The 26,681-nt window shown below is 61.2% G+C and carries 18 protein-coding genes; 5 read left to right on the forward strand and 13 right to left on the reverse strand.

The genetic code is table 11. The features are described from left to right. The first annotated feature begins 117 nt into the window (after positions 1-117). Positions 118-2,781, forward strand: a complete 2,664-nt coding sequence (locus J7E24_RS10610) for an MGH1-like glycoside hydrolase domain-containing protein (protein WP_215137904.1) — start codon at positions 118-120, stop codon at positions 2,779-2,781. Positions 2,782-2,881: 100 nt separating this feature from the next. Here the strand turns inward: J7E24_RS10610 and J7E24_RS10615 are convergent, their stop codons facing one another. The 6 genes from J7E24_RS10615 to J7E24_RS10640 form a co-directional block, all read right to left on the reverse strand. Further along, a complete protein-coding gene (locus J7E24_RS10615) occupies positions 2,882-3,331 on the reverse strand; it encodes an ankyrin repeat domain-containing protein (protein WP_215137906.1) in 450 nt (149 codons plus the stop codon). Between the two features lie 141 nt (positions 3,332-3,472). Next, a complete protein-coding gene (locus J7E24_RS10620; protein WP_215137908.1) occupies positions 3,473-4,558 on the reverse strand; it encodes a bile acid:sodium symporter family protein in 1,086 nt (361 codons plus the stop codon). Between the two features lie 198 nt (positions 4,559-4,756). Continuing rightward, positions 4,757-6,019 (reverse strand): PepSY-associated TM helix domain-containing protein, encoded by a 1,263-nt coding sequence (locus J7E24_RS10625; protein WP_215137910.1) that lies wholly within the window; start codon positions 6,017-6,019, stop codon positions 4,757-4,759. Between the two features lie 137 nt (positions 6,020-6,156). Then, positions 6,157-8,655, reverse strand: a complete 2,499-nt coding sequence (locus tag J7E24_RS10630) for a TonB-dependent receptor (protein ID WP_215137918.1) — start codon at positions 8,653-8,655, stop codon at positions 6,157-6,159. Between the two features lie 218 nt (positions 8,656-8,873). Continuing rightward, the gene (locus J7E24_RS10635; RefSeq protein ID WP_215137920.1) at positions 8,874-9,929 is read right to left on the reverse strand and encodes an LLM class flavin-dependent oxidoreductase; all 1,056 of its coding nucleotides are present in this window, start codon (positions 9,927-9,929) and stop codon (positions 8,874-8,876) included. 194 nt (positions 9,930-10,123) lie between these two features. Then, positions 10,124-11,713 carry an MDR family MFS transporter gene (locus tag J7E24_RS10640; protein WP_251047145.1) on the reverse strand — a complete coding sequence of 530 codons (1,590 nt, stop codon included), beginning with the start codon at positions 11,711-11,713 and terminating at the stop codon, positions 10,124-10,126. Positions 11,714-11,964: 251 nt separating this feature from the next. On the opposite strand from J7E24_RS10640, the gene J7E24_RS10645 reads away from it, so the two are divergent. Continuing rightward, on the forward strand, positions 11,965-12,738 hold the full coding sequence (locus tag J7E24_RS10645) for a sulfite exporter TauE/SafE family protein (protein ID WP_215137922.1): 774 nt from the start codon (positions 11,965-11,967) through the stop codon (positions 12,736-12,738). Positions 12,739-12,897: 159 nt separating this feature from the next. On the opposite strand, the gene J7E24_RS10650 is transcribed toward J7E24_RS10645, so the two are convergent. Continuing rightward, positions 12,898-13,371 carry a hypothetical protein gene (locus J7E24_RS10650; RefSeq protein WP_215137924.1) on the reverse strand — a complete coding sequence of 158 codons (474 nt, stop codon included), beginning with the start codon at positions 13,369-13,371 and terminating at the stop codon, positions 12,898-12,900. 238 nt (positions 13,372-13,609) lie between these two features. Between J7E24_RS10650 and J7E24_RS10655 the strand changes: the two genes are divergently transcribed. After that, on the forward strand, positions 13,610-14,644 hold the full coding sequence (locus tag J7E24_RS10655) for an SDR family NAD(P)-dependent oxidoreductase (protein WP_215137926.1): 1,035 nt from the start codon (positions 13,610-13,612) through the stop codon (positions 14,642-14,644). A gap of 64 nt (positions 14,645-14,708) precedes the next feature. After that, on the forward strand, positions 14,709-15,491 hold the full coding sequence (locus J7E24_RS10660) for a DUF3223 domain-containing protein (protein ID WP_215137928.1): 783 nt from the start codon (positions 14,709-14,711) through the stop codon (positions 15,489-15,491). A gap of 21 nt (positions 15,492-15,512) precedes the next feature. Here J7E24_RS10660 and mutM read toward each other — a convergent pair whose 3' ends face one another. The 6 genes from mutM to J7E24_RS10690 form a co-directional block, all read right to left on the reverse strand. Next, the gene (mutM, locus tag J7E24_RS10665) at positions 15,513-16,337 is read right to left on the reverse strand and encodes a DNA-formamidopyrimidine glycosylase (protein ID WP_215137930.1); all 825 of its coding nucleotides are present in this window, start codon (positions 16,335-16,337) and stop codon (positions 15,513-15,515) included. Between the two features lie 201 nt (positions 16,338-16,538). Continuing rightward, positions 16,539-17,441 carry a PhzF family phenazine biosynthesis protein gene (locus J7E24_RS10670; protein WP_215137932.1) on the reverse strand — a complete coding sequence of 301 codons (903 nt, stop codon included), beginning with the start codon at positions 17,439-17,441 and terminating at the stop codon, positions 16,539-16,541. 196 nt (positions 17,442-17,637) lie between these two features. After that, positions 17,638-18,525: a membrane-binding protein gene (locus tag J7E24_RS10675; protein ID WP_215137934.1), complete on the reverse strand. Its 888-nt coding sequence runs from the start codon at positions 18,523-18,525 to the stop codon at positions 17,638-17,640. 239 nt (positions 18,526-18,764) lie between these two features. Continuing rightward, the gene (locus tag J7E24_RS10680) at positions 18,765-20,426 is read right to left on the reverse strand and encodes an MFS transporter (RefSeq protein ID WP_215137936.1); all 1,662 of its coding nucleotides are present in this window, start codon (positions 20,424-20,426) and stop codon (positions 18,765-18,767) included. A 309-nt stretch (positions 20,427-20,735) separates the two neighbouring features. Further along, entirely contained in the window at positions 20,736-22,511 is a 1,776-nt protein-coding gene (locus J7E24_RS10685) for an ABC transporter ATP-binding protein (RefSeq protein ID WP_215137938.1), read from the reverse strand. Positions 22,512-22,630: 119 nt separating this feature from the next. Then, entirely contained in the window at positions 22,631-24,811 is a 2,181-nt protein-coding gene (locus J7E24_RS10690) for a hypothetical protein (protein ID WP_215137940.1), read from the reverse strand. Positions 24,812-25,204: 393 nt separating this feature from the next. Here J7E24_RS10690 and J7E24_RS10695 point away from each other — a divergent pair, with 393 nt between their 5' ends. Beyond that, entirely contained in the window at positions 25,205-26,542 is a 1,338-nt protein-coding gene (locus tag J7E24_RS10695; RefSeq protein WP_215137942.1) for a site-specific integrase, read from the forward strand. Positions 26,543-26,681: the final 139 nt, after the last annotated feature.

Consider the following 26,681-nt stretch of genomic DNA (forward strand, 5'->3'; position numbering starts at 1 on the left):
CAACTGACAACTAAGTACTACCAACTGGTAACCAGCAACCCGGTATCTTTACCAGCGTAACAGGGCCTGATTTTTGGTATCCTGAACCGGCGGCCGTTGGCCGGCCCGATTCTATTTATGACGCACGAACAACTGCGGCTGGCTGATGCCAACGCCCTGACCGCCCCCTGGAAGAAATTTGGCCCCTACCTGACCGAGCGGCAGTGGGGCACGGTGCGCGAGGATTACAGCCCCGATGGGCAGGCCTGGAGCTTTCTGCCCCACGACATGGCGCGCAGCACCGCCTACCGCTGGGGCGAAGAGGGCATCGGCGGCCTCTCCGATGATGCGCAGCACCTGTGCTTGGCCGTGGGCCTGTGGAACGGGCAGGACGAGATGCTCAAGGAGCGCCTGTTCGGCCTGACTAACCCCGAAGGCAACCACGGCGAGGACGTGAAGGAGCTGTACTACTTCCTCGACAGCACGCCCACGCACTCCTACATGCGGATGCTCTACAAGTATCCGCAGGCCGAGTTCCCGTACGAGCAGCTGCGGCGCGAAAGCGCCGCCCGTACCCGCCAGGACCCCGAATTTGAACTGCTCGACACCGGCGTGTTCGACCAGCAGCGCTACTTCGATGTGTTCATCGAGTACGCCAAGGCCGGGCCCGACGACGTGCTGCTGCGCATTACGGCCCACAACCGTGGCCCCGAGGCGGCACCGCTGCATGTGCTGCCCCAGCTGTGGTTTCGCAACACCTGGAGCTGGGGCTACCCCGGCCAGGAGGCGCGGCCCGTGGTGGCGGCCCATGCCCCCGGCACGGCGCTGGCTGCGCATCCCACGCTGGGCCAGTACTATTGCTACTGCGACCAGCCCGACGTCGAGCTGCTGTTCTGCGACAACGATACCAACGCCTACCGCACCGGCAGCCTGGCCGACTACCACAACCCCGGCCGCTACTTTAAAGACGGCATCAACGATTACGTGGTAGGGGGCGACCCCACGGCCGTAAACCCAGCCCGCCGGGGTACCAAAATGGCCGCGCACTGCCAGTTCGAGGTGCCGGCCGGCGAATCGGTTACCGTGCAGGTACGCCTGACGCCAGCTGCTTTGGAGACGCCGTTTGCTGATTTCGGGGCCGTATTTGAAACCCGCAAGCAGGAGGCCGATGAGTTTTACGACTGCCTCCAAGACGATTTGCCCGCCGATGCCACTGACGCCCGCAACGTGCAGCGCCAGGCCTTTGCCGGGATGCTCTGGAGCAAGCAGTTTTACTACTACGATGTAGCCCAGTGGCTCGACGGTGACCCGGCCCTGCCGCGAGTGCCCGCCACCCGCCGCCGCAAGGGGCGCAACCACAACTGGCGCCACCTGCGCAACCACGACATCATCTCGATGCCTGATACCTGGGAATATCCTTGGTACGCGGCCTGGGACCTCGCCTTTCACTGCATTCCGCTGGCCATGGTGGATGTGGAATTCGCCAAAAACCAGCTCCGGTTACTGTGCCGCGACTGGTACATGCATCCCAACGGCCAACTGCCGGCCTACGAGTGGCACCTGTCGGATGTGAACCCGCCGGTACACGCCTGGGCCACTTGGCGGGTGTACCAGATGGACAAGAAGCTGAACGGCCACGGCGACCCGGCTTTTCTCGAAGCCGTGTTCCACAAGCTGGTGCTCAATTTCACCTGGTGGGTGAACCGCAAGGACAAAAGCGAGCGAAACGTGTTTGAGGGCGGTTTTCTGGGCCTCGACAACATCGGCGTGTTCGACCGCTCGGCCCCGCTGCCCACTGGCGGCCACATCGAGCAATCGGATGGTACGGCCTGGATGGCCATGTTTGCGCTCAACCTGATGCGCATGGCCATGGAGCTGGCCCGCACCAACTCGGTGTACCAGGAAATGGCGGGCAAGTTCTTCGAGCACTTCCTCTACATTGCCGATGCCATGACGCGCGGCGGCGACGGCCAGTTCAACCTCTGGGACGAGGAAGACCAGTTCTACTACGATGTGCTGCACACGCCCGACGGCGCCCGCACCATGCTCAAGGTGCGTTCCATTGTGGGGTTGATTCCGCTGTTTGCCGTGGAAGTAGTGGATGAGGAACTGCTCGATGAGCTGCCCGATTTCACGGAGCGTGCCCGCTGGCTGCTCGAAAACCGCCCGCATCTGGCCCAACTCGTGTCGCGCTGGCGCGAGAAAGGAACCGACGGCGACGGCAAGGGCGCCCGGCACCTGCTCAGCCTGCTGCGCCGCTCGCGCCTGCGCGCCCTGCTGCACCGCATGCTCGACGAAACTGAGTTCCTGTCCGACTACGGCATCCGCTCCCTCTCGCGCGACCACCTGGCCAATCCCTACGTGTACCGCACCCAGGAAACCGATTTCACGGTGCAGTACGTGCCCGGCGAGGCCGAAAGCAGCATGTTTGGGGGCAACAGCAACTGGCGCGGACCCATTTGGTTTCCCATCAACTACCTCATCATCGAGTCGTTGCAGCGGTTTTACGCCTACTACGGCGACTCTTTTCAGGTGGAATACCCGACCGGCTCGGGCAAGATGCACACGCTCCAGCAGATTGCCGAGGCCCTGTCGGAGCGCCTGGCCAAGCTGTTTCTGCGCGACGCCAACGGCCTGCGCCCGGCCTTCAACGGCGACGAGCTGTTGCAAACCGACCCGCACTTTAAAGACCATCTGCTCTTCCATGAGTACTTTCACGGCGACACTGGCCGCGGCCTCGGTGCCAGCCACCAAACCGGCTGGACCGGCCTCGTAGTGCGGTTATTGGGAGGGGTGAGGTAGAAGTCGAAGAGAAAGCGTAAAAAGTTAAAGCCGTTGAACGTCAGCACTAGGCCCGTTCAACGGCTTTAACTTTTTACGCTTTCTCTTCGACTCATCAAGTCTACATCTTGCTCTTGATCAGCTTAATGACCTGCTCATTTTCGCCCTCTTTGGCGGCGGCCAGTACATCTTTGCCATCTTTGTCCTTGGCCTTGGGGTTGGCGCCACTGGCCAATAGCAGCTCCACTACGTCGAGGCTGCCGTTGGCGGCGGCGGCCATCAGCGGGGTCATCTGGAAGGAGTCGGTTTTATCGACTTGCGCTTTGTTTTTGAGCAGCGCCTTTACCAGATCGAGGTGGCCGTTGCCGGCGGCTATTACCAGGAAAGTAGTCGGGAAGCCGGGCATCATTTCTACCGGCGCGTTGGCATCGGCTCCGGCTCCGAGCAGGGCTTCCACATCGGCCGGGTGGTTTTTTACGACTGCCGCGTATACCTTCTGGGTGGGCGTCTGGGCCTGGGCCAGAAGAGTTGTGGTCAGAAATAGCGCAAAAACGAGAAGAAGTTTTTTCATTCCGGAAAGTGGGGGTGGGGTGGAAGAAAACCAGCCGGAAGATACGATTTTGGCGCAAATACCTGCCCGATATTGTGCATCTTCTTGGGCTTCATGCTGAAGCGCATTCATTTAAAAGCCAAACCAGGCTACCTACGCAGCTTAGCCCGCCGAAGCTGCGTTGGCCGGGAGTTGGGCCACTGCCTCGGCGCGGGCCACCGCCTGCCCGAACTGCTGCGCCATCACGCTGGCCAGCACAATTTGCAACGCGTGGTAAAGCATAAGCGGCAGTAGCAGCGCCCCAGTAGCGGCAGTGGCTGGAAACAGCAGGCTGGCGAACACGCTGCCATGCACCAACGACTTCTTGGAGCCGCAAAAAATGGCTGTGGTGCGGTCGGCGGCCGGAAAGCCCAGCAGCCGGCTAACCCCAGCCACCAGCCCGAATATGGCGAAATACAGCCCCACCATGCCTAGGCCCAGCAGCGCCACAGTAGCCGGTGCGTAGCTGCGGAACACACCTTGGGCAAACGATTCGCAAAAAGAGACAAACACGATGCTCAGAATAACCACTTGGTCGAGCACTCGCAGGTGGCCCTTGTGCCGCCCGGCCCACTCGCCGAAGCGTGGGTTGAGCAGCATGCCGGCACCCACGGGCAGCACCACCTGCCAGGCTAGGCTGAGGGCCAGCCGGCCCAGGCCCTCGGTGCCGCCCGCGCCGGCCGGGTGCAACACCAAGCCCACCCACAGCGGCGTGAGGGCTATGCCCAGCAGGGCGCTCAGGCTGGCGTTGAAAATGGCCGCCGGTACGTTGCCACGCCCCATGCTCACCATCACCACCGAAGTGGAAACTGTGCTCGGCAGCACACACAGAAAGAAAATGCTCGGCCACAGGAGTTCGCCTTGCGCGCCCCCAAATAGCGGCCGCACCGCCAGCGCCAGCAGCGGGAACAGCAGAAACGTAGTGGCCTGCACCACCAGGTGCAGCCGCCAGTTGCGGGTGCCATGGCGCAGGCTGCTCAGGCTTAGCTTGAGGCCATACAGAAAGAAAACCAGCGCCACGCCGCCAGTGGTAAGGGCGTCCCAGGGCAGTGGGCTAGCCGGAGCACCCGCCTGCGGAAATACATAGGCCAGCCCCACTACCCCGGCCAGCGCCGGCAGAAACCAGTCGAGCAGCCCGGCGCGCCGCAACCAGGCCAGCAGGCGGTTTTCAGCAGGGAATAGGGGGGAAGGCGGGGCAGATTGTGGCATAGTAGCCGCAAAACTAAGCGCGCCGGCCCAATAGGGGCCGGCGCGGCATGATGTAGAGAAGCAGCGCTACGTTTCGAGGCTGAACGATAATTGCAACGGAACTTGCAACCGATGCCAACTCCAGGCGGCGCGGGCGGGGGCAATTCAACCCGAAGATGCAGCGCTACTCCTGGGCGCTGTTCCGGCCGTCCAGCTTCCTTAAGCCAGCAGCCGCTTCGCGGGCTTCTTGCGGGCCTTTTTCAGGCGTTTCAGCCACATAATGGTGCCCGTGATGGGAAAGCTAAAGCCCAGCAGGCAGGCCACCAAGCTGACCACTTTGCCCGGCCAGCCCCAAATGGCCCCCGTATGCACTGGTTTGAACAGCCCGCGCACGCGCTGGCCCAGGTTGCGCTGCTCGTACGTCTGGGAGCCGACTGTCTCACCGCTGTACTGGTCGAGGTACACCTCGTCGGTAGCATTGTCGGTGGCGGCATCGGGGCGCAGGGTAGTCAGCTTGAAGCTGGCCGCGGAGTCCTGAGGCAGTTGCAGGCTGTAGAACACTGCTTGCGGTACCAGCTGGCGGGCGCGGGCCAGGGCCGCATCGGCCGAGAAGCCAGCCGCAGTTGTTGGCGCTGCCGGGGCTGCCAGGGCCAGTGGCACGACTGAAGTGGGAGGCTCGGGGCGCTCCATGCTGGAGTTGGTAACGGCATATATCCCTTTGTTGAACCACTCGAACGACCAGGCCAGACCCGTGAAGGCAAACACGAACAGCAGTAGCGCGGCATAAAAACCCAGTACCACGTGCAAATCGTGGTTGAGACGCTTCCAGCTGCCGTCCCATTTCACGTTCAGGCGCTGGCGCAGGGCCTTGCGCGAGGCCGGCCACCACAGCACCAGCCCGGTACCGATGATGAACAGAAACATCACCGTGCTTACGCCCACCACCAACTTGCCGATGTCGCCGCCCACCATACCGCGGTGCAGGGCCATCACCGAGTAAAAAAACGTGTCGCGGTAGTTCAGCTCGCCCGTTATAGCCGCTGTGTAGGGGTTCACGAACAGCGTGGGGCCGCGGCCGCCCCCTTTCTCGCCTTTCTTACCGCCGGCCTTGCCCGCTTTGCCTTTTTCAGCGGGGTTGCCTGCTTTGGTTTCGGCGGGGCGCGGGCCGGCAGCTTTGGCTTTCGGGCCGCCCTCGGGCGCGCCGGCCAGGCTGAACTCCACGGTGCGGGTGGGGTCGGCGTATACCTTAACGCCCGTGATGCGGGCGCCCGGCCTGGCCGCCTGCACGGCGGCTGTCAGCTGGCTGATGGGCTGACGGGGGGTGCTGGCAGCGGTGGGGGCCACAAAGTAGCGCTCGGAGTGCCAGGCCTGGGTCAGCTCTTTCTCGAAGACCAGCAGGCCACCCGTGAGGCTTACCAGGGCAATTACCAGCCCCGAAGCTAGGCTGAGGTAAAGGTGAATGTTGCGGAAAAATATCTTCATCGAAATCAACGGTTAAAGCAGGAAGCAACCCGGTAGTAAGGGCCGAAAACCCGGAAGGCCGCCGGTTGCAGCCAGCGTCTTCCGGGCATCGTGACCCTCACTTAATCACTCACCTAATTACTCACTTATTCATTCACCTACAGCTGGTAGCTCAGCGTCGTTGTAAACTGGCGGGGGGCAATAGGGTTCACGCTGTTATCGTCGTGCGCGTTGTAGTTGAGCTGGTTGAGCAGATTGGAGAGCTTAAACCGCAGCGAGAGGCGGTCGAGGGTGTAGCCTACCGAAGCGTCGAGCTGCGTGTAAGCGGCCAGCGGAATCAGCCGGTACTGGTCGTTGGCTACGTTGCCGCGGGTACTGCGGCCGGCCTGCCGCTCGCCGATGTAGAGGGCGGTCAGACCCACGTTCAGGCCCTGCAACGCGCCCTGCTCGAAGGTGTAGAAGGCCGTAGCGTTGGCCGTATGGGCGGGATTGTAGCGCAGCAGGCTGCCCACGGTGTAAATGTTGCTGCGGGTGTAGGTAGTGCGGTTGTAGCTGTAGCCGGCCAGCACCGTCCAGCCGTTCAGGGGCTTGCTCTGCACGTCTACTTCCACGCCGCGGCTGGTTACCTCGCCGGCCAGCTCGCGGGCGTTCGGGAAGGTGGGATTGAAGTTGGCGGCGTCGCTCAGAATAGTCTGGGCCAGATTGCCGTTCACGATTTGATAGGCCGTTACGTTAGCCGACAGGCGGCCGTCGAGCAGCTCCTTTTTCACGCCCAGCTCGTACTGGTCGACCAGCGTGGGCGCAAGAGCCTGGCCGGTGTTGTCGGTGCCGGTGTTCAGGTTGAACGAGTTGGCATAGGAGGCAAATATCGACATGGTTTTCAGCGGCTGATACACCAGGCCCACCCGCGGCGAGAAAGCGTCGTCGTAGCTCCGGTTCAACTCTCCCAACACGCCATCTTTGTAGGTAAGCTGCTGGCTGCCGGTTTCCTGGTAGCTGTAGCGCACGCCGGCCAGCAGCTTCAGGTTATCGGTAATACCAATCAGATCCTGCACGTACACGCCCACCCGGCGAATAGGGGAGAAGGTGCGGGTGTTGCGGCTGAACTCGGGCTGGCTGGTGCGGGCGTTAAAGCGGCCCGGCTCGAATACGTTGATGGAGTCGTAGTTGGCTACGCGGTTATAGGCCACGTTCACGGTGTTGTACTTGTCGGCATCAACGCCTACCAGCAGCGTGTGGCTCAAAACGCCGGTACGGAACTGGCCCGTCAGGTCGAGTTGGCCCAGGAAGTAGTCTTCGTTGATATCGGTAGCCTGCAGGCTGCGTACCAGGTTGCCGTAGAGGGCCGGGCTGCCACTCAGGATTTTGTTGGGTTCGCCTTTCTTGTTCAGGCCGGCGAAAATATCTACCCGGTCGCGGATGGTGGTGGGGCGCACGGCCGAGCGCAGGTTGCTGCTAAAGCCCTGGTAGGCGGCCACACCGCGCAGCTGCCAGTTCTCGGTCAGGCGGTGGGTGAGGGTGGCGGTGGCCGATTTCTGCTGGGTGGCAATGTTGGCCCAGTCGGTATTCAACGTGCGGCTGCGGGGCACATCGGCAATGCGGTAGTTGATGGCGCCGACGCCGAAATCGGGCGTACGGTTGTCGTTGAGGTAGTCGCCTTCGAGCAGGAAGTCGGTTTTGGCACCCACTTTGAAAAGCAGCGAAGGGTTCACATAAAACCGCTCGCCCTTCACGCCGTCGCGGAAGCTGCGGCCGTTTTCGTAGGTCGTGTTCACCCGGAACGCCACGTGCTCACTGCCATTCACGGCGCCGTAAACATCCAGCATGGGCTTATAAAAATCGTAGCTGCCGGCGCGCAGGGCAATGGAGCCGCCCGGCTCGAAGCGGGGCTTTTTGGTAACCAGGTTGAGCACGCCGCCCGCCGCCACGTTGCCGTAGAGGATGGCCGCGCTGCCCTTGAGCACCTCCAGCCGCTCCAGCGAGCTGGTTTCGGGCAGAATGCTGTTGTTGTAGCGCACCCCGTTTTTGAAGGTGTTGCTGCTGCCGAAAGCGAAGCCGCGGCCCGCAATTTCCTGCTGATAACCGCCCGTATTGCCCATTACATACACGCCGTTCACGTTGGCCAGCGCGTCGCTCAGCCGCACTACCTGCTGCTGCTCCAGTACCTGGCGCTCCACGGTGGCAGTGCTCTGGGGCAAATCGAGCGGGGCAATGGCCATTTTGCCCACCGCTACCGGCCGCTCGTTCAGGCTGCGGCTGCCCTGTATCGTTACTTCCTGTAGCGCCTGGCTGCCGGCTGCCAGCGTAAAAGCGGGCAGGGAGGCCGTTTGGCCAGCCACTATGCGTACCGCCAGCTCCTGCGAAGTGTACCCCAGGCTGCTGACAACCAGCTGGTAGTTGCCCTCCGGCGCCGTAAGCCGAAACTGCCCGTTGGCATCGGTGGCCGTGCCGTGGTAGGTACCCTTCAGGGCCACCGAAACACCCTCTACTGGCCGGCCCTGCTCGTCGCGCACCTGGCCACTCAGCCGGCCCTTTGGGGCTGCGTCATCGTCGGGGCCATTATAGGCCGCCAGCCGGGGAGCAGGGGCAGACAAGGCAGTGGCAGGAGTGAAGGCTGGCAGGCTCAGGAGCAGCAACAAGGGTAAGGGGCGGGGCATATAAAAAGAAGCGGTGCGCTTGTTTGGACTGATTAAATATAATGCAAAGCTCAGGTCTATCTGGATCAATTCAAAATAACTGTTTAGAAAAGTTCTATTATATTTTTTGAATGCTTGGACGGAAGCGGATTTTATCGCCGGCTGCCTTGGTCTAGAAGGCTTTAAACCAGAAAAGCCCGGCTTAGCCGGGCTCTTCGGGTTGATTGAAAAATAAGGGCTTATACCGCTGCCAATGCCGGCTGCACTAAGGTCGTAGCAGCAGGGAGGTCGAAGGCATCGGCCAGCAGTTCGTAGGAGCGGAGTCGGTCGTCATAGTCGTGCGTGATGGTGACGGCTACTACTTCGTTCACGCTGTAGCTGGCAGCCAAGGCCTCAATTTCAGCTTTCACCTTGTCGGGCGTGCCGCTGATGATGCGCTGGTGGTGGTAGGCCAGGCGGGCCTGCAGGTCGGGCGAGAGGGCCGCCACGTTTACCGTTTCGGCGGCTTCGATGGGCGTAAACTGGCCGGTTTCGAGCTTGAGCATCTGCAGCGCCAGGTTGTCGGCCAGCAGCTGGGCGCGGCCGGCCGTGTCGGCGCACACCACGAAAATGGCCACGTTGGCCTGGGGCGCGGCCAGCTCGGGTGAGGGCCGGAACCGTTCCTTGTACATCTCCACCATTTTCGGGCCGCCGTTGGGGTTGATGAAGTGGGCGAAGCTGAAAGCCGCTCCTACGTGGGCCGCAAACAGCCCGCTCTGGCCGCTGGAGCTCAGCAGCCACATGTCGGGCACGGTATCAACGAACGGGGCAGCCTTCACCCGGGCATGAATGGTGTCGGCCACTACATCGTCGCGCAGGAAAGCCCGCAGGTCCATGAGCTGCTCGGCAAAATCCTGGTCTGAGAAGGTATTGTGAGGGTTGAGGGCCTGGGCCGTGATGCGGTCGGTGCCGGGGGCGCGGCCAATACCCAGGTCGATGCGGCCGGGGTACAGGGTTTCGAGCAGCCGGAAGTTTTCGGCCACTTTCAGGGCCGAGTAGTGGGGCAGCATCACGCCACCCGAGCCCAGACGGATGCGGCTGGTTTCGGCCCCCAGCCGGCCCAGCAGTACTTCGGGCGACGAGCCGGCCAGCGTGCGGGTGTTATGGTGCTCGCTCACCCAGAAGCGGGTAAAGCCCAGCCGATCAGTCAGCTTAGCCAGTTCTACGGTGTGCAGCAGTGCCTCGCGGGGGGTGCGTCCCAACGGTACCGGCGACTGGTCGAGGACGCTGAGCTGGAGTTTAAGGTCAGTATTCATCAAGTAGAAATCAAGAGGTGAGCCCCGTGGTATAACCGGGGTGAAGCAACTAGAACAGCAACGGGAGGGAAGTAGTTTGCTGACTATAGAACGGCCGTAGCGCGAAGCTCCCGCTTCGCGTACCGTTGAACGAAGCCGTGCAGTACGGCCGTCAGCAACGACACGCGAAGCTGGAGCTTCGCGCTACAACTGTTCTACTTCACCTTTACCGGCGGCGCTTCCTCGTTGGTTTTGCGCAGCGGCAGCTCGGGCACAAACAGCGTCATCACAAAGCCGGCGGCTACCAGCAGCAGCGTTACCAGATACACCTGCGAAATGGCCTCCGAAAAAGCGGCTTTCAACTCCGGCGAAGCGGGGGTGCCTGCTGGCACCACCACCGGCCCTTCGCCCACCGGTGCCGCCTGGGCCGCAGCCGCCGACGGCGCTACGCCGCCCGCCGGGCCGGCCGCGGGCAGTACACTACTCAGGCCCAGCGAGAGAATAACACCCAGCACCGAGGCCGCAACGGCCCCGCCAATCTGCCGGAAAAACTGGCTGGCCGAAGTGGCCTGCCCGATAAACTGCGGCTCCACGGCGTTCTGGATAGCCAGGGTGTAGAGCGGCATGCTCGGGCCCAGGCCCACGCCGCAAATCAGCAAGTACAGCAGCACCTGGCGGTAGCTGACGCTGGGCGGCATGGTGGCCAGCAGCAGCAGGCCGCCCATCAGCACCACCAGCCCGGCCAGCATCCAGCGCTTGTAGTGGCCGTAGCGCGACACCATCTGCCCGGCCAGCAACGAGCCCGTCACCACGCCCATCGACAGCGGAATCAGGCTGACGCCGGCGCTGGTGGCCGATTCGCCCAGCACGTTCACCATAAACAGCGGCTCGAAAATAATCAGGCCCAGAAAGGCCCCGCCCAGCAGAAACAGCGCCGCGTTGGCCGTGCGGAACACCGGGTTTTTGAACAGGCTGAACGCCAGAATGGGGTTGGGATGACTGAGGCTGCGGCGCACGAACAGCAGCAGCATCAGCACCGCAAAGCCCAGCAGACCGAGCGTAACGGGGTCGGTCCAGCCGTACTCGTTCTTGTTGAGCTGCAGGCCAATCACCAGCGGCCCCAGGCCCAGTATCAGCAGCAGCATCGAGAGGTAGTCGAGCGGCTTGGGCTCGGTGCGGGGGCGCAGCGGCGGCATCTGGGTCAGGATAAACCACAGGGCCAGCGCGCCCAGCGGCAGGTTCACGTAGAACACCAGCCGCCAGCCCGCCACGCCCGGAATCAGGCCGGTGCCGTTATCCGTAAGAAACCCGCCCAGAAACGGCCCCAGCACCGACGACGTGCCGAATACGGCCCCTACAAACCCCTGGTAACGCCCGCGCTCAGCCGGCGGAAACAGATCGGCAATGACAATAAAGGCCATGGCAAACAGCCCCGCGCCGCCCAGCCCCTGCACGGCCCGGAACACGATAAGCTGCGTCATGCCGTCGCCAAGCAGCGGCAACGGGCCGAACTCGCCGGCCAGTCCGCACAGCGCCGAGCCCAGCAAGAACACGCTTACGGCCACAATTTCGATGGTGCGCCGCGAGTAAGTGTCGGCCAGCTTGCCATAAATGGGCACCAGCGCCGTGCTGGCCACCAGATACGAGGTAGCAACCCAGGTAAACCGGTCGAGTCCCTGCAAATCGTCTACGATGCGAGGTAAAGCCGTGCTGACGATGGTTTGGTCGAGGGCCCCCAGAAACATGGCCAGCAGCACGGCGCCAAACGTGAGCATTTTCTGCCGTTGGGTAAGTTGTTCGGTCATAAGCCAACCTGTACGGCCGGATGAGTTGTCAGTTGCCAGTGATGAGTTGTCAGTTGTCAGGGGTGAGTTGAAAAGAACTGTCATTCTGAGCATGTTGCGCTTAGAGCAAGGACGAAGAATCTCGCGTGCCATGGTAACCCTGTCGTCGGGAATTACTGTGGCACGCGAGATTCTTCGTCCTTGCTCTAAGCGCAACATGCTCAGAATGACAGTTCTCTCAACTGGCAACTCATAAGTACCTTCGCGGCCCTATGCTGACTGCTACCACGCTTGCCCTGCTGTGTTTGTTTGCCTTTTTGGCCGGATTGATTGATGCCGTAGTGGGCGGGGGCGGGCTGATTCAGCTGCCGGCGCTGCTGGTGCTGCTACCGGGCGTGCCGGTGCCCACGCTGCTGGGTACGGGCAAAGTATCGTCGTTGCTGGGCACGGTGGCGGCGCTGCGGCGCTACGCGGGGCAGGTGCCGCTGCGGTGGCGGGCGGTGGGTACGGCGGCGGCCGTGGCGGGCGTGTTCTCGTTTCTGGGGGCGCGGGTCGTGAGCAAACTGCCCCAGGAGCTGCTGCCGCCGCTGGTGCTGGGGTTGCTGGTGCTTATTGCCGCCTACACCTTTTGGCGCAAAGATTTTGGCAGCATCCACGCGCCCCGGCTGCCGGCCAGCCGCGAGCCATACTACGGGGCCGCGCTGGGGCTGGTGCTGGGTTTTTACGACGGATTTTTTGGCCCTGGCATGGGGTCGTTTCTGCTCTTTGCCTTTGTGGGGCTGTTCGGCTATGATTTCCTCACGGCCTCGGCTTCGGCCAAGCTCGTCAACGCCGTCACCAACCTCACAGCTCTGGCTTATTTCGCCTACACCGGCCAGATTCTGTGGCTGGCCGCCCTGCCGATGGCCGCCAGCAACATCGTAGGCTCCACGCTAGGCGCCCACCTGGCCCTGCGCCACGGCACCGGCTTCGTGCGGGTGCTGTTCCTGCTGATGGTCAGCGCCTTTATTCTGAAGCTAGGCTGGCAGGTGTTTTTTGAGGGGTAGAGAAAAGTACGTCATTCAGAGCGAAGCGAAGAATCTCGCGTGCCAAAGTAATTCCCGACGACAGGGTTTACTTTGGCACGCGAGATTCTTCGCTTCGCTCTGAATGACGTTCTTTCCCTAATCCCTAATCCCTAATCCCTAATCCCTAATCCCTAATCCCTAATCCTGCCCCGGCATCCCCGGTACCGGGTTGCCCTGGATGCCCTGGGAGCTGGGCACGCCCATCTTTTCCTCGCGCTTGCGCTGATATTTGTCGAACTGGGCGGGGCTGAGTACGTCCTTAAGCTGCGCCATGCGGGCCTGACCGATGTCCTCGATAACGCCGCCCATTTTGCGCACATTCTGGCGGTAAGTCTGGCGGGCCGTTTCCACGCCGCGCACACTAATCAGGTTTATCTGGCCCACCTTGGCCATTTGTTGCGGGTTGAGGCCCAGCGCCTTTTGCATATTGGCCGTGAGGGCCGTGGCGCGCTCGGCAATTTTAGCTTCGTCGAGCTGTGGGGCCGGGGCAGGCGCGGCCGCTGCCGCGGGGCGAGGTTTGGCCGTGGGGGCTTTGGGGCGGGCCGCCGTTTGGGCCAGCAGGGTGGGGGTAGCCGTTAGGGTAAGCAGACCGATGAGCAAAGAAGCTTTCATGCAGAAAGAAAATCGGGGCGAAAAATAGCCGGCAGATGGTGCCGGGCAGCAAACACTAATAAAGATGGTGCCAGTTTCGGCAAGCTGCCGCCTATAACGCAGGCCGGCGCGCTTATATTCCCCGGGGCAGTAGTAAAGATACCGGCTTAAAAAAGCAACAGTCAGGTAATATGCAACCGTAACCTTTCGGTTCCGAAACCCATACAGCCAAGGAGTCTTCTCTCCAATCGATACTTCTATGAAAGCTGATACCCGTAACTCGCTGCTCGTGGCCGCCGCCGGTGCCGCCGGCCTGCTGGCCGCTACTTTTTACGCCAACCGCCGCGGCAATTTCGAGCTGGCCGGCCGCACCGTGCTGATTACCGGGGGCTCCAGAGGCCTGGGCCTCATTCTGGCCCGGCAGGCCGTGGCCGAAGGGGCTCGCGTAGCCATCTGCGCCCGCGACGCCGACGAGCTCGAAGCCGCCCGCCGCGAACTGGCTGCTGCCGGCTCCGAGCCCGTACGCGCCTTTGTCTGCGACCTCACCCAGCCCGATGAGGTGCGCCAGTTGGTGGCCGACGTGGAGCAGCAGCTCGGGCCCATCGAGGTGCTGGTCAACAACGCCGGCATCATCACGGCTGGTCCGCTTGACAACATGGATGTGCGCGAGTTCGCGGATTCGATGGATACACACTTTTGGGCACCGCTGCACGCCATGCAGGCCGTGCTGCCCAGCATGCGCGACCGGGGCGAGGGCCGCATTGTGAACATCGCCTCGGTGGGTGGCAAAGTGGCCGTGCCGCACCTGGCGCCCTACTGCGCCAGCAAGTTTGCGCTGGTGGGCCTTTCGGAAAGCTTTCGGGCCGAGCTGCTGCAGTACGGCGTGCGCGTAACCACCGTGTGCCCCGGGCTGCTGCGCACCGGTAGCGCCCGCCACGCCATCGTGAAAGGCCGGCACCGCAAGGAATACGCTTGGTTTACGGTGGCCGATTCGTTGCCGGCCCTCTCGATGAATGCCGACAACGCCGCCCGCCGCATCTGGAATGCCTGCCGCCGCGGCGACGCCGAAATCATCCTCAGCCTGCCCGCCAAGCTGCTTTCAGGCCTGCACGGCCTGCTACCCGGCACCACCGCCAACCTGCTCGCCTGGGTCAACCAGGCCCTGCCCGCCCCCGAAACCAACCGCGGCGACGCCCGCCGCTTCGGCTACCAAAGTGAGTCGCCCATCACCCGCTCCTGGCTCACCACCCTCAACCAAAAAGCAGAGAAGAAGAACAACGAGGAGCTTGAGTAGAGTAGCAGAACTTGAGGAAGGATAAGTGATTGTATATTATATTGCTCTTAGTATAATTTAAATTATGAAAAAACAGATCCAGATAGGTGAGCGAATTTTCTCATCACAAAAGGAAGCACTTGCATATTACAAGATGATGCTTAACTCTTATGAGTTTGGTCAATCTCTAAATGATAGTGACTTTGGCGATTTGCTAGCATTGCTGAATTACGACTACCAGATGAGTCTTAATGAGGAATTGCAGGTAGAATCTATTGAAGCTAATGTTGTTGAGGATGAAGAGAACAAAGAATCTGTATTCGTAGAGAACATTAAGGTCTCTAAGGTGCAATTCAAAACAAAGTGCTTCGAAATATTCCTGAGCGACAAGACTAGTTATTATACATCGTACATAATGTTGGTTAATAGAAAGGACTACAACCCAGAGTCTATCTTTGCTACTGCCTGTAGAAATTGTATTCAAAGCGACTTAGTAACTGTCAAGCAACAATATTTTAAGGACAATTTTGTAAATGGGGGTGTTAAATGCCAGGAAACAGGTGTCCTTTCTACGTGGGAGGAACTTGCTGTTGATCATAGACAACCAAATACTCTTTCTGTTATCATAGACCGTTTTAAAGAAATTAATGATATTGATTTAGAAGTTATAGAATATCGAACAACTAAAAGCAATCTGATTATATTTAAAGATGCAGAACTAATGCAAAAATTCGTATTATATCATCGTGGTAAAGCTACTTTACGTGTAGTCCGTAAAGAGCGCAATTCGGCCCGCTCAGCTATGGGCCGCGTCAAGAGAAACTCGAAAGACTTGCCGATTGGTCCGTCGCAGCTTTCTCTTTTTTAACTAAATGCTCAGCGGTGAGGGTCACAACTCCGGCTCCGGCTGGCACTTGGGGCAATAATAAGTAGCTCGCCCGCCCACGTATTTTTTCTCGATGCGGGTGCGTGGGTGGCGGGGGCAGAACTCGTGGGCATCGGTGCCGGGCGTGGCCGACTCGTCCCACTCGCGGGCATGGATGAGGAAGCTGGCCGGGAAGTTCCGGTAGTTGGCCTCGGCAGCAATGGCCGTTGTGAGCACCAGCTGAATGGCCGCGTGCAGGCGCTTTGTTTCGGCCGCTGCGAGGGAGTTGGCTATGCGCTCGGGGTGAATTTTGGCCTGGAACAGCACCTCATCAACAATCCAGTTGCCGAGGCCGGCCGTGAGGCGCTGGTCGAGCAACAGGGGTTTGAGCAGCGTTTTGCGCTTAGCCAGCTTTTCGGTCAGCTCGGCTACGGTCAGCGCCAGCGCGTCGGGGCCTAGCTTTTTGGCCTGCTGATAGGCGGCCACGCTCTCGGCCAGCCGGATGCGGCCGAACTTGCGCGGGTCGATGAAGGCAGCGCGCAGGCCCGAATCGAGGTGCAGGGCCACGCGGGTGAAGCGGGGCGCATCGGCCGCGTCGCGGTAGGCCCCCACGTCGCCGCTCATGCCAAAGTGCAGCACCAGCACCTGGCCGTTATCGAGTTGCAGAAAGCAGTTTTTACCCAGCCGACTGGTGCCCGCAATGGTGCGACCCACCAGCGCCGGCCGCAACGTGTCTTCGGGCGTGCCCAGCACGTGAGCGTCGAGCACTTCAAAAGCGGTAATCGTCTGGCCTACTACCAGCTTGTCCAGGAAGCGGCGGTAGGTTTCAACCTCGGGTAATTCGGGCATTCGGGAGAGGCAGCAAATTGGGGATTTCGAGAATCGTAAAGAGCGTTATAATGGACCCTTTACGCATAAACAGGTAGCCCGGCAAAAAGTCAGGCAGGACTGGCTCGCACAACTAAGTAGTCCGAGTTATAAAGAACGATGTAGGGTGCGGGGCTTGTCCCCGCCCCCCCTACAACCGGCCAGCGGCATGAACTTCCCAACTCACAACCGCAACTCGCCCTCGACTATCACCACGCCCTGCCCACTGATATGCACAGCCTCCACGGCGTCGGGCGGGCCCTGTACCGCCACGTGCACCATGCCGGGGCGGCCCATCCAGTGGCCCTGTTCGGCAATGAAATTGGGTGTGGAAAGCAGGCGGTAGTGCCAGAGGTAGGCCGCCATGGCGCCGGTAGCCGAGCCGGTTACGGGGTCTTCGGGCAGATCGGGTGGGGTGCAGAAGTGGCGGGCGAAGGTGGTGCCAACGGGCGTGGCCCCTTCAAGGCAAAACAGGTGCGAGCTGAAAAAGCCGCTGGCCCGGCGGTAAGCATCCAGCGCCATGGGGTCGGGTAAGTGGGCGCGCCGCAGCGTGGCTGCATCGCGCAGCGGAACCATCAGCTGGGGCGTACCGGTGCTCACCGTCTGCACTACGGCGCCGGGCAGCAGGTCGGCGGGTGTGAGGCCAAACAGGGGCAGCACCTCGGCCGGCTCGTGCAGCGGCCCGAACTCGGGGCGGCGCTGGGTCATACGGATAAAGTGGGGCTGGCCGGCTTCGGCGGGCGAAACCCGGATGGCAACGGGCCCGTGCAGCAACTCCAGCTGCAAATCGTGGGGCCGGCCGCCGGTGGGTCGGGGTAGGCGGCCGGTGTGCAGCAGGGCCGTAATGGTGGCAATGGTGGGGTGGCCGGCCAGCGGAATTTCCTCGCCCGGCGTGAAGTAACGCACCCCATACCCGGCCACTGCCGAGCGGCGTACAAAGGCCGTTTCCGATTGGTTGAACTCCTGGGCCAGTCGTTGCATCTGAGCCGGGCTGAGGTCGTCGGTATCGAGTACTACGGCGCAGGGGTTGCCACCCAGGGCCGTGTCGGCAAAGGCATCAACCAGCAAAAAGGGGTAAACCGGCATTTCACGAAAGGATGAATGAGCCGTAAAGATATACGGCCGGCCTCCTGCAAGGGAAACCGGCCGTTTGATAGAAACAGAGCGTCATGCTGAGCGGAGTCGCATCATCTCTACTGCTTCATTGCATTCATTGAAATTAGTGTGGCGGTAGAGATGATACGACTCCGCTCAGCATGACGTTCCATATCTTTCTTCTCATCTACGATGGGTCGGTAAGCATGGCTACCCGACGGCCGTTAGGGTCATAAATTTCGCCCATCCGGCTGATGTAGAGGCGGCGCTGCTGGCCGTCGATGAGCACGTAGGGGTAGCTGAGGCTTTCGGAGCGGGTGAGGCGACCCACCACTTCGGCGGCCTGGCCGGCGCGGTCGAGGCGCACCACGCTCAAGCGGTCAGTCACGTAGAAATCGAGCTCAGGCTTGGCCTGAAACGTGATTTTACCCAACACACTTACCGGCGCGGCCCGGCGGGCTACCACCTGCCGCACCGGCGCTGGCTGGACGGTCATCATGGCTGGCTCGGCCGAAGGGGCAACACCGCGGGTGCTGGCCGTAATCTGCTGGCTGGCCCGCTGCCAGCCCTGGCTGATAGCCGTCAGGCGGGTGCGGCGGCCGGGATGAGTGGGGGAGGCCTGCTCATCGGACACGATGGCCATGCCGGCCTGCGCCTGGGCGAGGCTGGCCCCCATTTTGCGCAGCACGAAACCCGAAAACTCATCGGCTTCCAGTTCGTCGGTGGGGTTGGAGCCGCCAGCACGCAAGGTGTGGCCGTTGAGGTGGTGGCCCATCTCGTGCGCCAGAATGCTGATGCCTGCCCAGTCGGTGCGGCCGGCCCGGTTTACAGCCGACACGAACTGCGGATTGTAGAGCAGGTAGCGCTGGCCGCCGTACACCACGGCGGCGGCATTTTGCACCTCGCTGGTGGCGCGCAGCTGGAAGCGGGGCTTCAGGCCCACGACATCGGTTATTTCGCGCAGTACATCGCGCTGGCCGTTGCTGCTGCTTTGGGCCGAAGCGGTGCCGGCCAGTAGTAACCCGGCAGTCAGCAGGCCGGTAAGGCGGCGGAAAAGTCGAAGATGGATAGTCATGGATAGGTAGGGTAGAGTGCGCCGTAAAGTAGGCAACTACCTTGCCGAAGTAGTGCCGACAAGGTACCTGGACAACAGCAGCTGATGCGAATTTATTCCGTTTAAAGCTAAAAAAACAGCCGGAATTCTTGCCTACTAACGCCCGCTCTCACGCGAATCGTATACTGCCTTTGCAGCGTCAGACTTTAGTTTCGGGCTGCTTGTCCTGCTGCCCGGCGGTCTTGCCAGCTCCGCATTGCTTACGTAGCCTCGCCGGCGGTGCTGGCTACCAGGCGGGTGCTGCCGGGCGGCATGGCCGGGTGGCCGGCCGCCGGGTGGTGGTGTTGCGCCAGCAGATGACTGACGTGCGGTGGTTCGGAGCCATAATGAAGCTGGCGCAGGCGCACCTTCAGCTCGGCCTCCTCGCGGCCCACCCCGCGCTGGTGCTGCCGCAGATACTCCTCCCACGACTCCGACAGGAAATATTCCATCAGCCGGTCGGGGTCGGCCAGGTCGGCATAAAGGCCCCAGCCAATGGCGCCCTCGCGGCGGCGGATGCGGCCCAGCTGCTCCATGTAATAGGTGAAGGCCGCGCGGTTTTCGGGGGTTACGCGGTAGGTGGTCGTGGTGATGACCGGGCCTTCGGCGGGGGCGGGCTCTTCGGCCAGCACGGGCTCGGGGCGCTGGCGGGTGGGCGTGTGGTCGAGGGCTTCGGGGGGCGTTTGCAGCGAGTAGCGGCGGGCCAGCAGTAGGCTCAGCAGCAGCCAGCCGGCCGCACCGGCCAAAGCCAGCGGCAAGCCCGCCCGCTCGGCTACCGCGCCCCACACCACGCTGCCCACCGCCATGCCGCCCTGAATAACGAGCAGGTAGATGCTGATGGTGCGCGCCTGCACCCAGCGCGGCACCACCGTTTGCACGCCCACGCTAAACGAGTTGAGCACCAGCATCCAGGCCATACCTACCAGTACCAGGGCCCCGTACAGTAGCCACGGCGCATTCACGTAGCCCAGGCCCAGCAGGCCGCCGGCAAACACAGTAGTAGCCAGCGCTACCCGGCCATCAATGCTCAGGCGGCGGTTGAGGCGCGGCAGCAGCACGGCCGCCAGCACCGCGCCCAGGCCCATGCAGGTGAGCAGCAGCGAGTAGAACGAGGTGGGCCGCAGTAGCCGTTGGGCCACCACGGCCGGCATCAGGGCAAACAATGCGCTACCCCCAAACGTGAAGGCCGCCCCGCGCAGCAGAATCCGCTGCACGGGGGGCGCGAAGCGGGCGTAGCGCAGCCCGCCGCGCATGGCCATCACGAGCCGCTCGGCGGCCAGCGTGCTCACGGGCTGGGGCTCACGCCGCCAGCTATACACCATATAAATAGTGCCCAGAAAGGATAAGCCGTTGAGCAAAAACGCCGCCCCGGCCGAGAAATAGCCGATAACCAGCCCGCCTAGCGCCGGCCCCAAAGCGCGCGCCAGATTAAAGCTGACACTGTTGAGGGCAATGGCCTGGGGCAGGTCGGCGGGCGGCACTACCTCGGGCGTTACCGACTGCCACACCGGATTGTTCAACGCTCCGCCCAGCCCTAGCAGAAACGTGAGACTCAGCAGCAGCCAGGGCGACGAAAAGCCCCCGAACGCCATGCCCGCCAGCAGCAACGCCACTGCGGCCATCCAGGTTTGGGTGAGGATGAGCAGCTTGCGCCGGTCGAGCAGATCGGCCAGGGCGCCGGCGGGCAGGCTCAGCAGAAACACGGGCAGCGCCGAAGCCGTCTGGAGCAGGGCCACCAGTACGGGCGAGGTCGTCAGCTCGGTCATCAGCCCCACGGCGCCCACGTTCTGCATCCAGGTGCCCACGTTCGACACGAAGGAGGCAATCCAGAGCATCCGAAAAATCGGAGTCTTTAGCGGCGTAAACGGCGACGAGGAGGCCAAAAGTGAAACTGGTGAAGTGATGAACGAGTTGGCGGTGGCTCTGGCTGCTCAGCCAGCTTCCAGCCCCCCCCCGAATCCCACTCATACGGCTATCAGGGTCTTTCGAACAAGCCGCAACCCCATCCTCCGCAAAAGGGCCTCCTCACCACCTGAAAAAATTGCACAGGTCGCCAGCACAACGTAGGGGCGGGGCTTGCCCCCGCCCGCCGTTGAACGCTTACCGTTGAACAAGCACCAGCAGCGGCGCGCACGGCGGGCGAGTACAAGCCCCGCCCCTACGTCGTTTTTCGGGCCACCGCGCAGCGTTATTCATCGGCCCACCGCTGCCAACGGCCGCTCGCCAATCTGCTGGCGCCACATGGCGTAGTAGAGGCCGCGCTGTTCGAGTAGCTCTGCGTGGCGGCCGGCTTCGGCTACGTGGCCGCGTTCGAGCACAAAAATGCGGTCGGCGTGCAGCACGGTGCTCAGGCGATGGGCAATAAGGATGGTGATGTGCTGGCGCGAACCCGACAGCTCACGCACCGTCTGGCTTATTTCTTCTTCCGTAAGCGAGTCGAGGGCCGAGGTGGCTTCATCAAAAACCAGTAGGGTAGGGTGGCGCAGCAGCGCCCGGGCAATGCTCAGGCGCTGCTTTTCGCCGCCCGATACCTTCACGCCGCCCTCACCAATCACCGTGTCGAGGCCCAGCGGGGCGCGGGCCAGCAACAACTCGGCCGCCGCCTGGTGCAGCGCTGCTATGCACTGCTCGTCGGTGGCGTTGGGGGCTACAAAGCGCAGGTTTTCGCGGATGGTACCGGCAAACAGTTGGGTGTCCTGGGTTACGAAGCCGATCTGCTCGCGCAGCGTGTCCAGGTCGAGCTCGGGGCCGGGGATGCCGTTGTAGAGAATCCGGCCCTCGGCGGGTGGATAGAGGCCCACCAGCAGCTTTACAAGGGTGGTTTTGCCCGAGCCCGAAGGGCCTACGAAGGCAATAGTTTCGCCCAGCTTGGTACGGAAACTGATGCCGTCGAGGGCCGGCGCGCTGGCCGTGAGGTGCTGGAAGCGCACGTCGTCAAACTCCAGTGTCTCAATCTGGTCGATGACTTTGGGGTGAGCCGGCTTCACTTCCTTGGGCGTGTCGAGTAGCTGCTGGTAGTTGGCCAGCGAGGCCTCGGTTTCGCGGTATATATTAATGATGGTGCCCATCTCCTGCAGCGGCCCGAAAATGGCGAACGAGTAGATGAAGAACGAGAAGAACTCGCCCACCGAAATGGTTTGCTGTACTACCAGAAACAGCAGCATAAGCAGAATCAGGTTGCGCATCAGGTTCACAAACGTGCCCTGCACAAACGACAAGGAGCGCAGGTACCGCACCTTGCGCAGCTCCAGCTTCAGGATTTTCTCGGTTGTGGCGTTCAGGCGCAGCGTTTCCTGCTGTGCCAGCCCCAGGCTTTTTATCAGCTCGATATTGCGCAGGCTTTCGGTGGTGGAACCAGCCAGCGCCGTGGTTTCGGCTACAATCGTTTTCTGAATTACCTTGATACGCTTGCTCAGAAACAGGCTCAGAGACCCTAACAGCGGAATAGTAAGAAAGTACACCGCCGCAATGGGCCAGTACACGCTCAGCGCATACCACGTCACGAACACAATGCCCACCAGCGAGATAAACAGGATGTTGACGAAGCTCAGAATCAGCTTCTCCACGTCAGTGCGCACCTTCTGAAGCTTGCCCAGCGTTTCGCCGCTGCGCTGGTCCTCAAACACCTGGTAGGGCAGCTCCAACGAGTGGCGCAGGCCATCGGAATACAGCTGGGCCCCGAGGCGTTGGGTGATGACGTTGGTGTAGTAGTCCTGGAAATTCTTGGCAATGCGGCTCACCATGGCCACGCCCATGGCCTGCAGAATCAGCAGGCCCGCCCCGCCGGTCAGGAAGGTCCAGAAGCCGTTTTCGAGCACGTTGGTCCCGGCTTTCACCACATGCCGGTCAATAATCTGCCGGAAAATGTAGGGGTCGAGCAAGGAGAAAACCTGGTTTATGGCGGCCAGTAGCAGCGCCAACGCCAGCAGCCCCCGGTAGTGCCGGAGGTAAGAAAAAAGGATTTTCATGAAATCGGGAAGGGAAGAATCAACCAGAAAGCGCCCCGGCCACCGGAAAGTTTCGGCTGCCGGCCGTTGCACAGCTGTAGCGCTGTCCTTCGGTTCGCGCTACAGCCGTTTAGTTCGTGCTACAGCCGCACGCCGATACCAGGCCCGAACAGGAAGAACATCTGGCCCTTGTTCACCAGATAGCCGGCCCCCAAATAGAGCGGAAACGTGAGCTTGGCATCGGAGCGGGTGGGGTATACAGAGCCCAGCACCACGAGGCCCAGGTCGCGGGAGGCGTTGGCGTTGGAGCTGAGGTTGAACGCGTTGAGCGCCACAAAGCCCGCGCCCACTTTATAGGGCCGCAGCTTGTTTATTTTGTTGGGGTTGTAAAAACTGAATTGGGCCAGCGTGGCCAGGCTGATGCCGCTGAAGGCCGTGTAGTTGTTGGTTTCGCCGCCGCCGAGCTGCTTGGTAAGCAAACCGGCCGGAAAGCTGATGTCGATATCGAACTTCACGCGGCGCTGCAGCACCAGCTCCAGCCGCTGCGTAAAGCCGGGCTCCTGGTATTGGGCCTGGGTGTGCTTTACGGTGATGATAATCTTGCTCCAGTCGTCGAGGTCGTAGCTTTTGCGGGCGCTCAGCAGGTTGTTGAGGCTGATGTTGCCCACCTGGCACTGCTTGTCCTGGTAGAAAGGTGCCCGCACCGATTTGCCATCGGGGCAGATAACCACGTTATCAATGGTGCGCATCTCAATCAGGTCGCCCTTGGCATTCTGGGTCCTGATTTCAAAGGTGAGGTACTGCTTGCCATATAGCTGCTCGGGCGTGTCGATGGCGCCGGTGTTGAAGCTGAACACCACGTCGCGGATGGTGCGGTCGTAGAGAATGGGGCCGTTGAGGCGGGTGATGGGCCGCACGGCCTCGCCAAACGTTACGCCCACAAAGTCGAGCGGGTGGGGTTTCTGGAACTCGCGCACCGCCAGTGCGAAGTTGGTGGGCTGGCCGGCGTTATCAATGGCAATCCGCTTCTTATCGATATTCACCGGCACCTGCACCCGGTACACCACGGCCGCGTCCGAGCGCACGCTGGAGTCGGAGGGCACCACGCGCACATCTTCAAAGTGGAAGCGGCCCCGTAGCAGGGCCACGCCTTCGAGGCGCACGTCTACGGTTTCGCCGGGGTTCACGGCGTTGCTGCTGGTCCAGTCGCCGCCGCGGTGGCGCACGCTCAGGCCGGTTAGGGCCGTAGGGGGCGAGATGTTGAAGTTGGTGATGTACTTGGCCTGGTCGTTTTCCTTGATGTAGAGGTAGCTGTCGGCCTGGCGGTGGGTATTGTACACGCGCAGCCAGCACAGCACCCGGTCGTTGGTGAGGTATTGGCGCGTAAACAGCTCGGCAATCAGCGCGCCGCCGGCTTCCTCCTGGTCCTCAATGCGGTAGGTGCGCTTGAGGTTGAAGCTGCGGCCATTGTCGAGAATCAGCTCCACGCCCTTGCGGCGCGACTCCTCATCGAGCGTAATTTCTTTTTTATCGACGCTCAGAAAGCGCAGCCGTGAGCTTTTTACGGTGAACTCCTGGCGCAGCGGGGGCAGGGCGTACGTAACGCGGCGGTTGCGGTCGGTAAGGAACGGCTGCTCGGTTTGGGGCCGCAGCGTGAGCACCCGGCTACCCGTGGCGTTGGGCAGTACGTGCAGGCGCAGGGTGCCCTTCTCGCGGTCGAGGCGGTAGTCGATGTCCTGGCCGCGGGTCCATTCGGGACTCAGGCGGATGTTTTTGGGGTTGTTGCTGGTCAGCTCGAACACCTTTTCTTCCCCCACAAACAGCTCCGTATCGGCGGGCCGCAGCTCCAGCGTCGTCGTTGTTACGGGCAGCAGCCGCACGGTTTGGGTGCGCGGGGCAAAACCACCCGCCACAGCCGGCTGCTGAAACGTGAAACTCAGGAAGCGGGCGTCGGCGAGGCTGCGGAAGCGCAGCTTGGCCCGGTAATACTGCCCGCCGTCTACGGGCGTCAGCGAGTCGAGCAGCGTAAAATCGGCCGAGCGTTGCAGGTGCAGCGGGCCGGCGCTGGGGTCGAGGGGAACTACCCGGAGCTCGGCCGCGTCGTCGCCGGGGCGGTAGCTGAAGTAGAGATGGGGCTCCTCCTGCACCGTGGCTGTGTTGCGGCTCAGGTAGAAGGTAGTGGTATCGAGGCGCAGGCTCAGCTCGCGCAGCAGTGGGGGGGCAGAAGGGGCCTGCTGGGCGCGGGCGTTCAGGCACAGGCCAAGCACTAGCAGCAGGGCGGGCAGCAGTTGGCCCGCCCGAAATCCGGACAAATTGAACACGGCAATAAGAGTAAAAACAGCTCCCGACCCACCGGTAGCCCGTGCAAAGGTAGGCGGCTACGCCAAGCCGTTGTACAACAAGGGGGCTTTTTGCCGGAAATTCCGGGCAACTGCCCGGAAAAGCAAAAAGGCTTCCTGCGTACTGCAGAAAGCCTTTTAAGTAGTCCGTAGGGGAATCGAACCCCTGTTGGTAGAATGACTTCTAGATTCCTATTTGACTGACAGGTAACCAGATGCGGAAAGCTCTTTTAGGTCTTTGAGCGCCTGACGGTGCGGAGTCAGCAGGTCCGTACCGCACTGCAAAAGGCGACGATTTGTCGGCCCCGTTTCATGGGAAAGTACGCGCGCCTATACTGCGTGTGTTGCATTTAACACACTAAACAGTAGAATATTATGGCCACCACCAAGGCGTATTTAAGAGCCACCAACGTCCACAAGTCTGCCCTGCCCGTTGGGGTAAAGTACTGCCACCAGCGGCAGTGGTTTGCCGTTTCAACTGGCACGACCATCGAGCCCGAACATTGGGATAAAGTGAAAGGCCAAGCCAAGTCCACCGCTACCAATGCCGCTGGTGTCAACGCCGCTATTTCCCGTGTCGCGGCAGCGTTGCAAGCCATTGCCGACGACCTAGCCCAGCAAGGCATAGAGCCGTCGGTGGAAGCCGTGAAGGCTATGCAGAAATGCCAGCCTAAAGCGCCTAGTTCGACGCTTGCCGTCACGTCGGTGCCGGAAATACGCAACACCGGGTTGCCCTTTCTGTATCACCTTGATTCGTTCATCAGCAGCAAAAACGGTGGCCTTACCTACGAGCATATACAGGTACGCAACCGGCAGCACCGCAAGATGGACTACCGAGTGCCCATTCAACATGAGGGCGGCATCTTCGGTAACAACACGATGAAGACCTACTACTCGCTGTATCGCATCATCAAGGAGTACCAACTACACAAGGATGTGGTGTTGGAGTTAGTTGATTTCGACAAGCGGATGCTCTCGGACTTTCAGGCATTCTTGGTAGGGGAAAAGAAGTACCTGAACTCTTCGGTTGCCAAGGTCATCAAGAGCCTGAAACGGGTGCTCAACCAACTGGCCGACGACGATTTGATGCCCCACACGAAATACCGGCGCTTCACGCTATCGGAAAGCAAGAAAACGGTGGCCCGTACCGTGATAGCCCTGACGCAACAGGAAATGGCTGCGCTGAAGGCACTGCCGTTGGGTAAAACGCCGGGTGTCGCCTACGTCCGCGACTTGTTCATTCTTGGCTGTTCGTCGGGGCTTCGCTACAGTGATTTGGTCCGGTTGCAGCCGTCGCACATCCGCAACAACCACATCCACATTGAAATGCAGAAGACCGGCGAGGCAGTAGCCATTCCGCTTAATGCAACGTCAAAGACTATTCTCAAACGGTACGACTATACCATTCGGCGCATTTCAAATTGTGGCTACAACATCCATTTGAAGACCTTGCTACAGATGCTGCCTACCATGCTTGCTCCGGTGGAAAGGGTGCGTTGGTCCGGTGCCGAGAGAAGGAGTGAGGTGGTACCTCGTTGGTCATTGGTCACGACCCACACGGCCCGGCGCACGTTCATCAACGTGGCGTTGGAGAGTGGCGTATCGGTGGCCGTGTTACGCTCGTGGGTGGGCCACGCCAACTTGGAACAGTTGCTTCAGTACGCGGACCAAAACCGGAACGCAGTAGGGGAGATGGCTAAGGCTTTCTGCTAAGTGCGAGAGGCAAGGCTACAACCAGATTGAAAACGCGAATAGAGCTACCAAACAAGCTCACCACTGAGGCCAGCCCTTCCAGCTAGACTAACTGCTAGTTAGAAGGTCTGGCCTCTCTGTACGCGTCCGTTTGAGTCCG

It is taken from the genome of Hymenobacter sp. ISL-91, from assembly GCF_018613725.1.
GTDB lineage: Bacteria > Bacteroidota > Bacteroidia > Cytophagales > Hymenobacteraceae > Hymenobacter.

What these genes read in the sequence shown, in the direction of transcription:
- J7E24_RS10610 (WP_215137904.1), top strand. Translation starts at nt 118, where the DNA reads ATGACGCACGAACAACTGCGGCTGGCTGATGCCAACGCCCTGACCGCC.
- J7E24_RS10615 (WP_215137906.1), bottom strand. Translation starts at nt 3,331, where the DNA reads ATGAAAAAACTTCTTCTCGTTTTTGCGCTATTTCTGACCACAACTCTT.
- J7E24_RS10620 (WP_215137908.1), bottom strand. Translation starts at nt 4,558, where the DNA reads ATGCCACAATCTGCCCCGCCTTCCCCCCTATTCCCTGCTGAAAACCGC.
- J7E24_RS10625 (WP_215137910.1), bottom strand. Translation starts at nt 6,019, where the DNA reads ATGAAGATATTTTTCCGCAACATTCACCTTTACCTCAGCCTAGCTTCG.
- J7E24_RS10630 (WP_215137918.1), bottom strand. Translation starts at nt 8,655, where the DNA reads ATGCCCCGCCCCTTACCCTTGTTGCTGCTCCTGAGCCTGCCAGCCTTC.
- J7E24_RS10635 (WP_215137920.1), bottom strand. Translation starts at nt 9,929, where the DNA reads ATGAATACTGACCTTAAACTCCAGCTCAGCGTCCTCGACCAGTCGCCG.
- J7E24_RS10640 (WP_251047145.1), bottom strand. Translation starts at nt 11,713, where the DNA reads ATGACCGAACAACTTACCCAACGGCAGAAAATGCTCACGTTTGGCGCC.
- J7E24_RS10645 (WP_215137922.1), top strand. Translation starts at nt 11,965, where the DNA reads ATGCTGACTGCTACCACGCTTGCCCTGCTGTGTTTGTTTGCCTTTTTG.
- J7E24_RS10650 (WP_215137924.1), bottom strand. Translation starts at nt 13,371, where the DNA reads ATGAAAGCTTCTTTGCTCATCGGTCTGCTTACCCTAACGGCTACCCCC.
- J7E24_RS10655 (WP_215137926.1), top strand. Translation starts at nt 13,610, where the DNA reads ATGAAAGCTGATACCCGTAACTCGCTGCTCGTGGCCGCCGCCGGTGCC.
- J7E24_RS10660 (WP_215137928.1), top strand. Translation starts at nt 14,709, where the DNA reads ATGAAAAAACAGATCCAGATAGGTGAGCGAATTTTCTCATCACAAAAG.
- mutM (WP_215137930.1), bottom strand. Translation starts at nt 16,337, where the DNA reads ATGCCCGAATTACCCGAGGTTGAAACCTACCGCCGCTTCCTGGACAAG.
- J7E24_RS10670 (WP_215137932.1), bottom strand. Translation starts at nt 17,441, where the DNA reads ATGCCGGTTTACCCCTTTTTGCTGGTTGATGCCTTTGCCGACACGGCC.
- J7E24_RS10675 (WP_215137934.1), bottom strand. Translation starts at nt 18,525, where the DNA reads ATGACTATCCATCTTCGACTTTTCCGCCGCCTTACCGGCCTGCTGACT.
- J7E24_RS10685 (WP_215137938.1), bottom strand. Translation starts at nt 22,511, where the DNA reads ATGAAAATCCTTTTTTCTTACCTCCGGCACTACCGGGGGCTGCTGGCG.
- J7E24_RS10695 (WP_215137942.1), top strand. Translation starts at nt 25,205, where the DNA reads ATGGCCACCACCAAGGCGTATTTAAGAGCCACCAACGTCCACAAGTCT.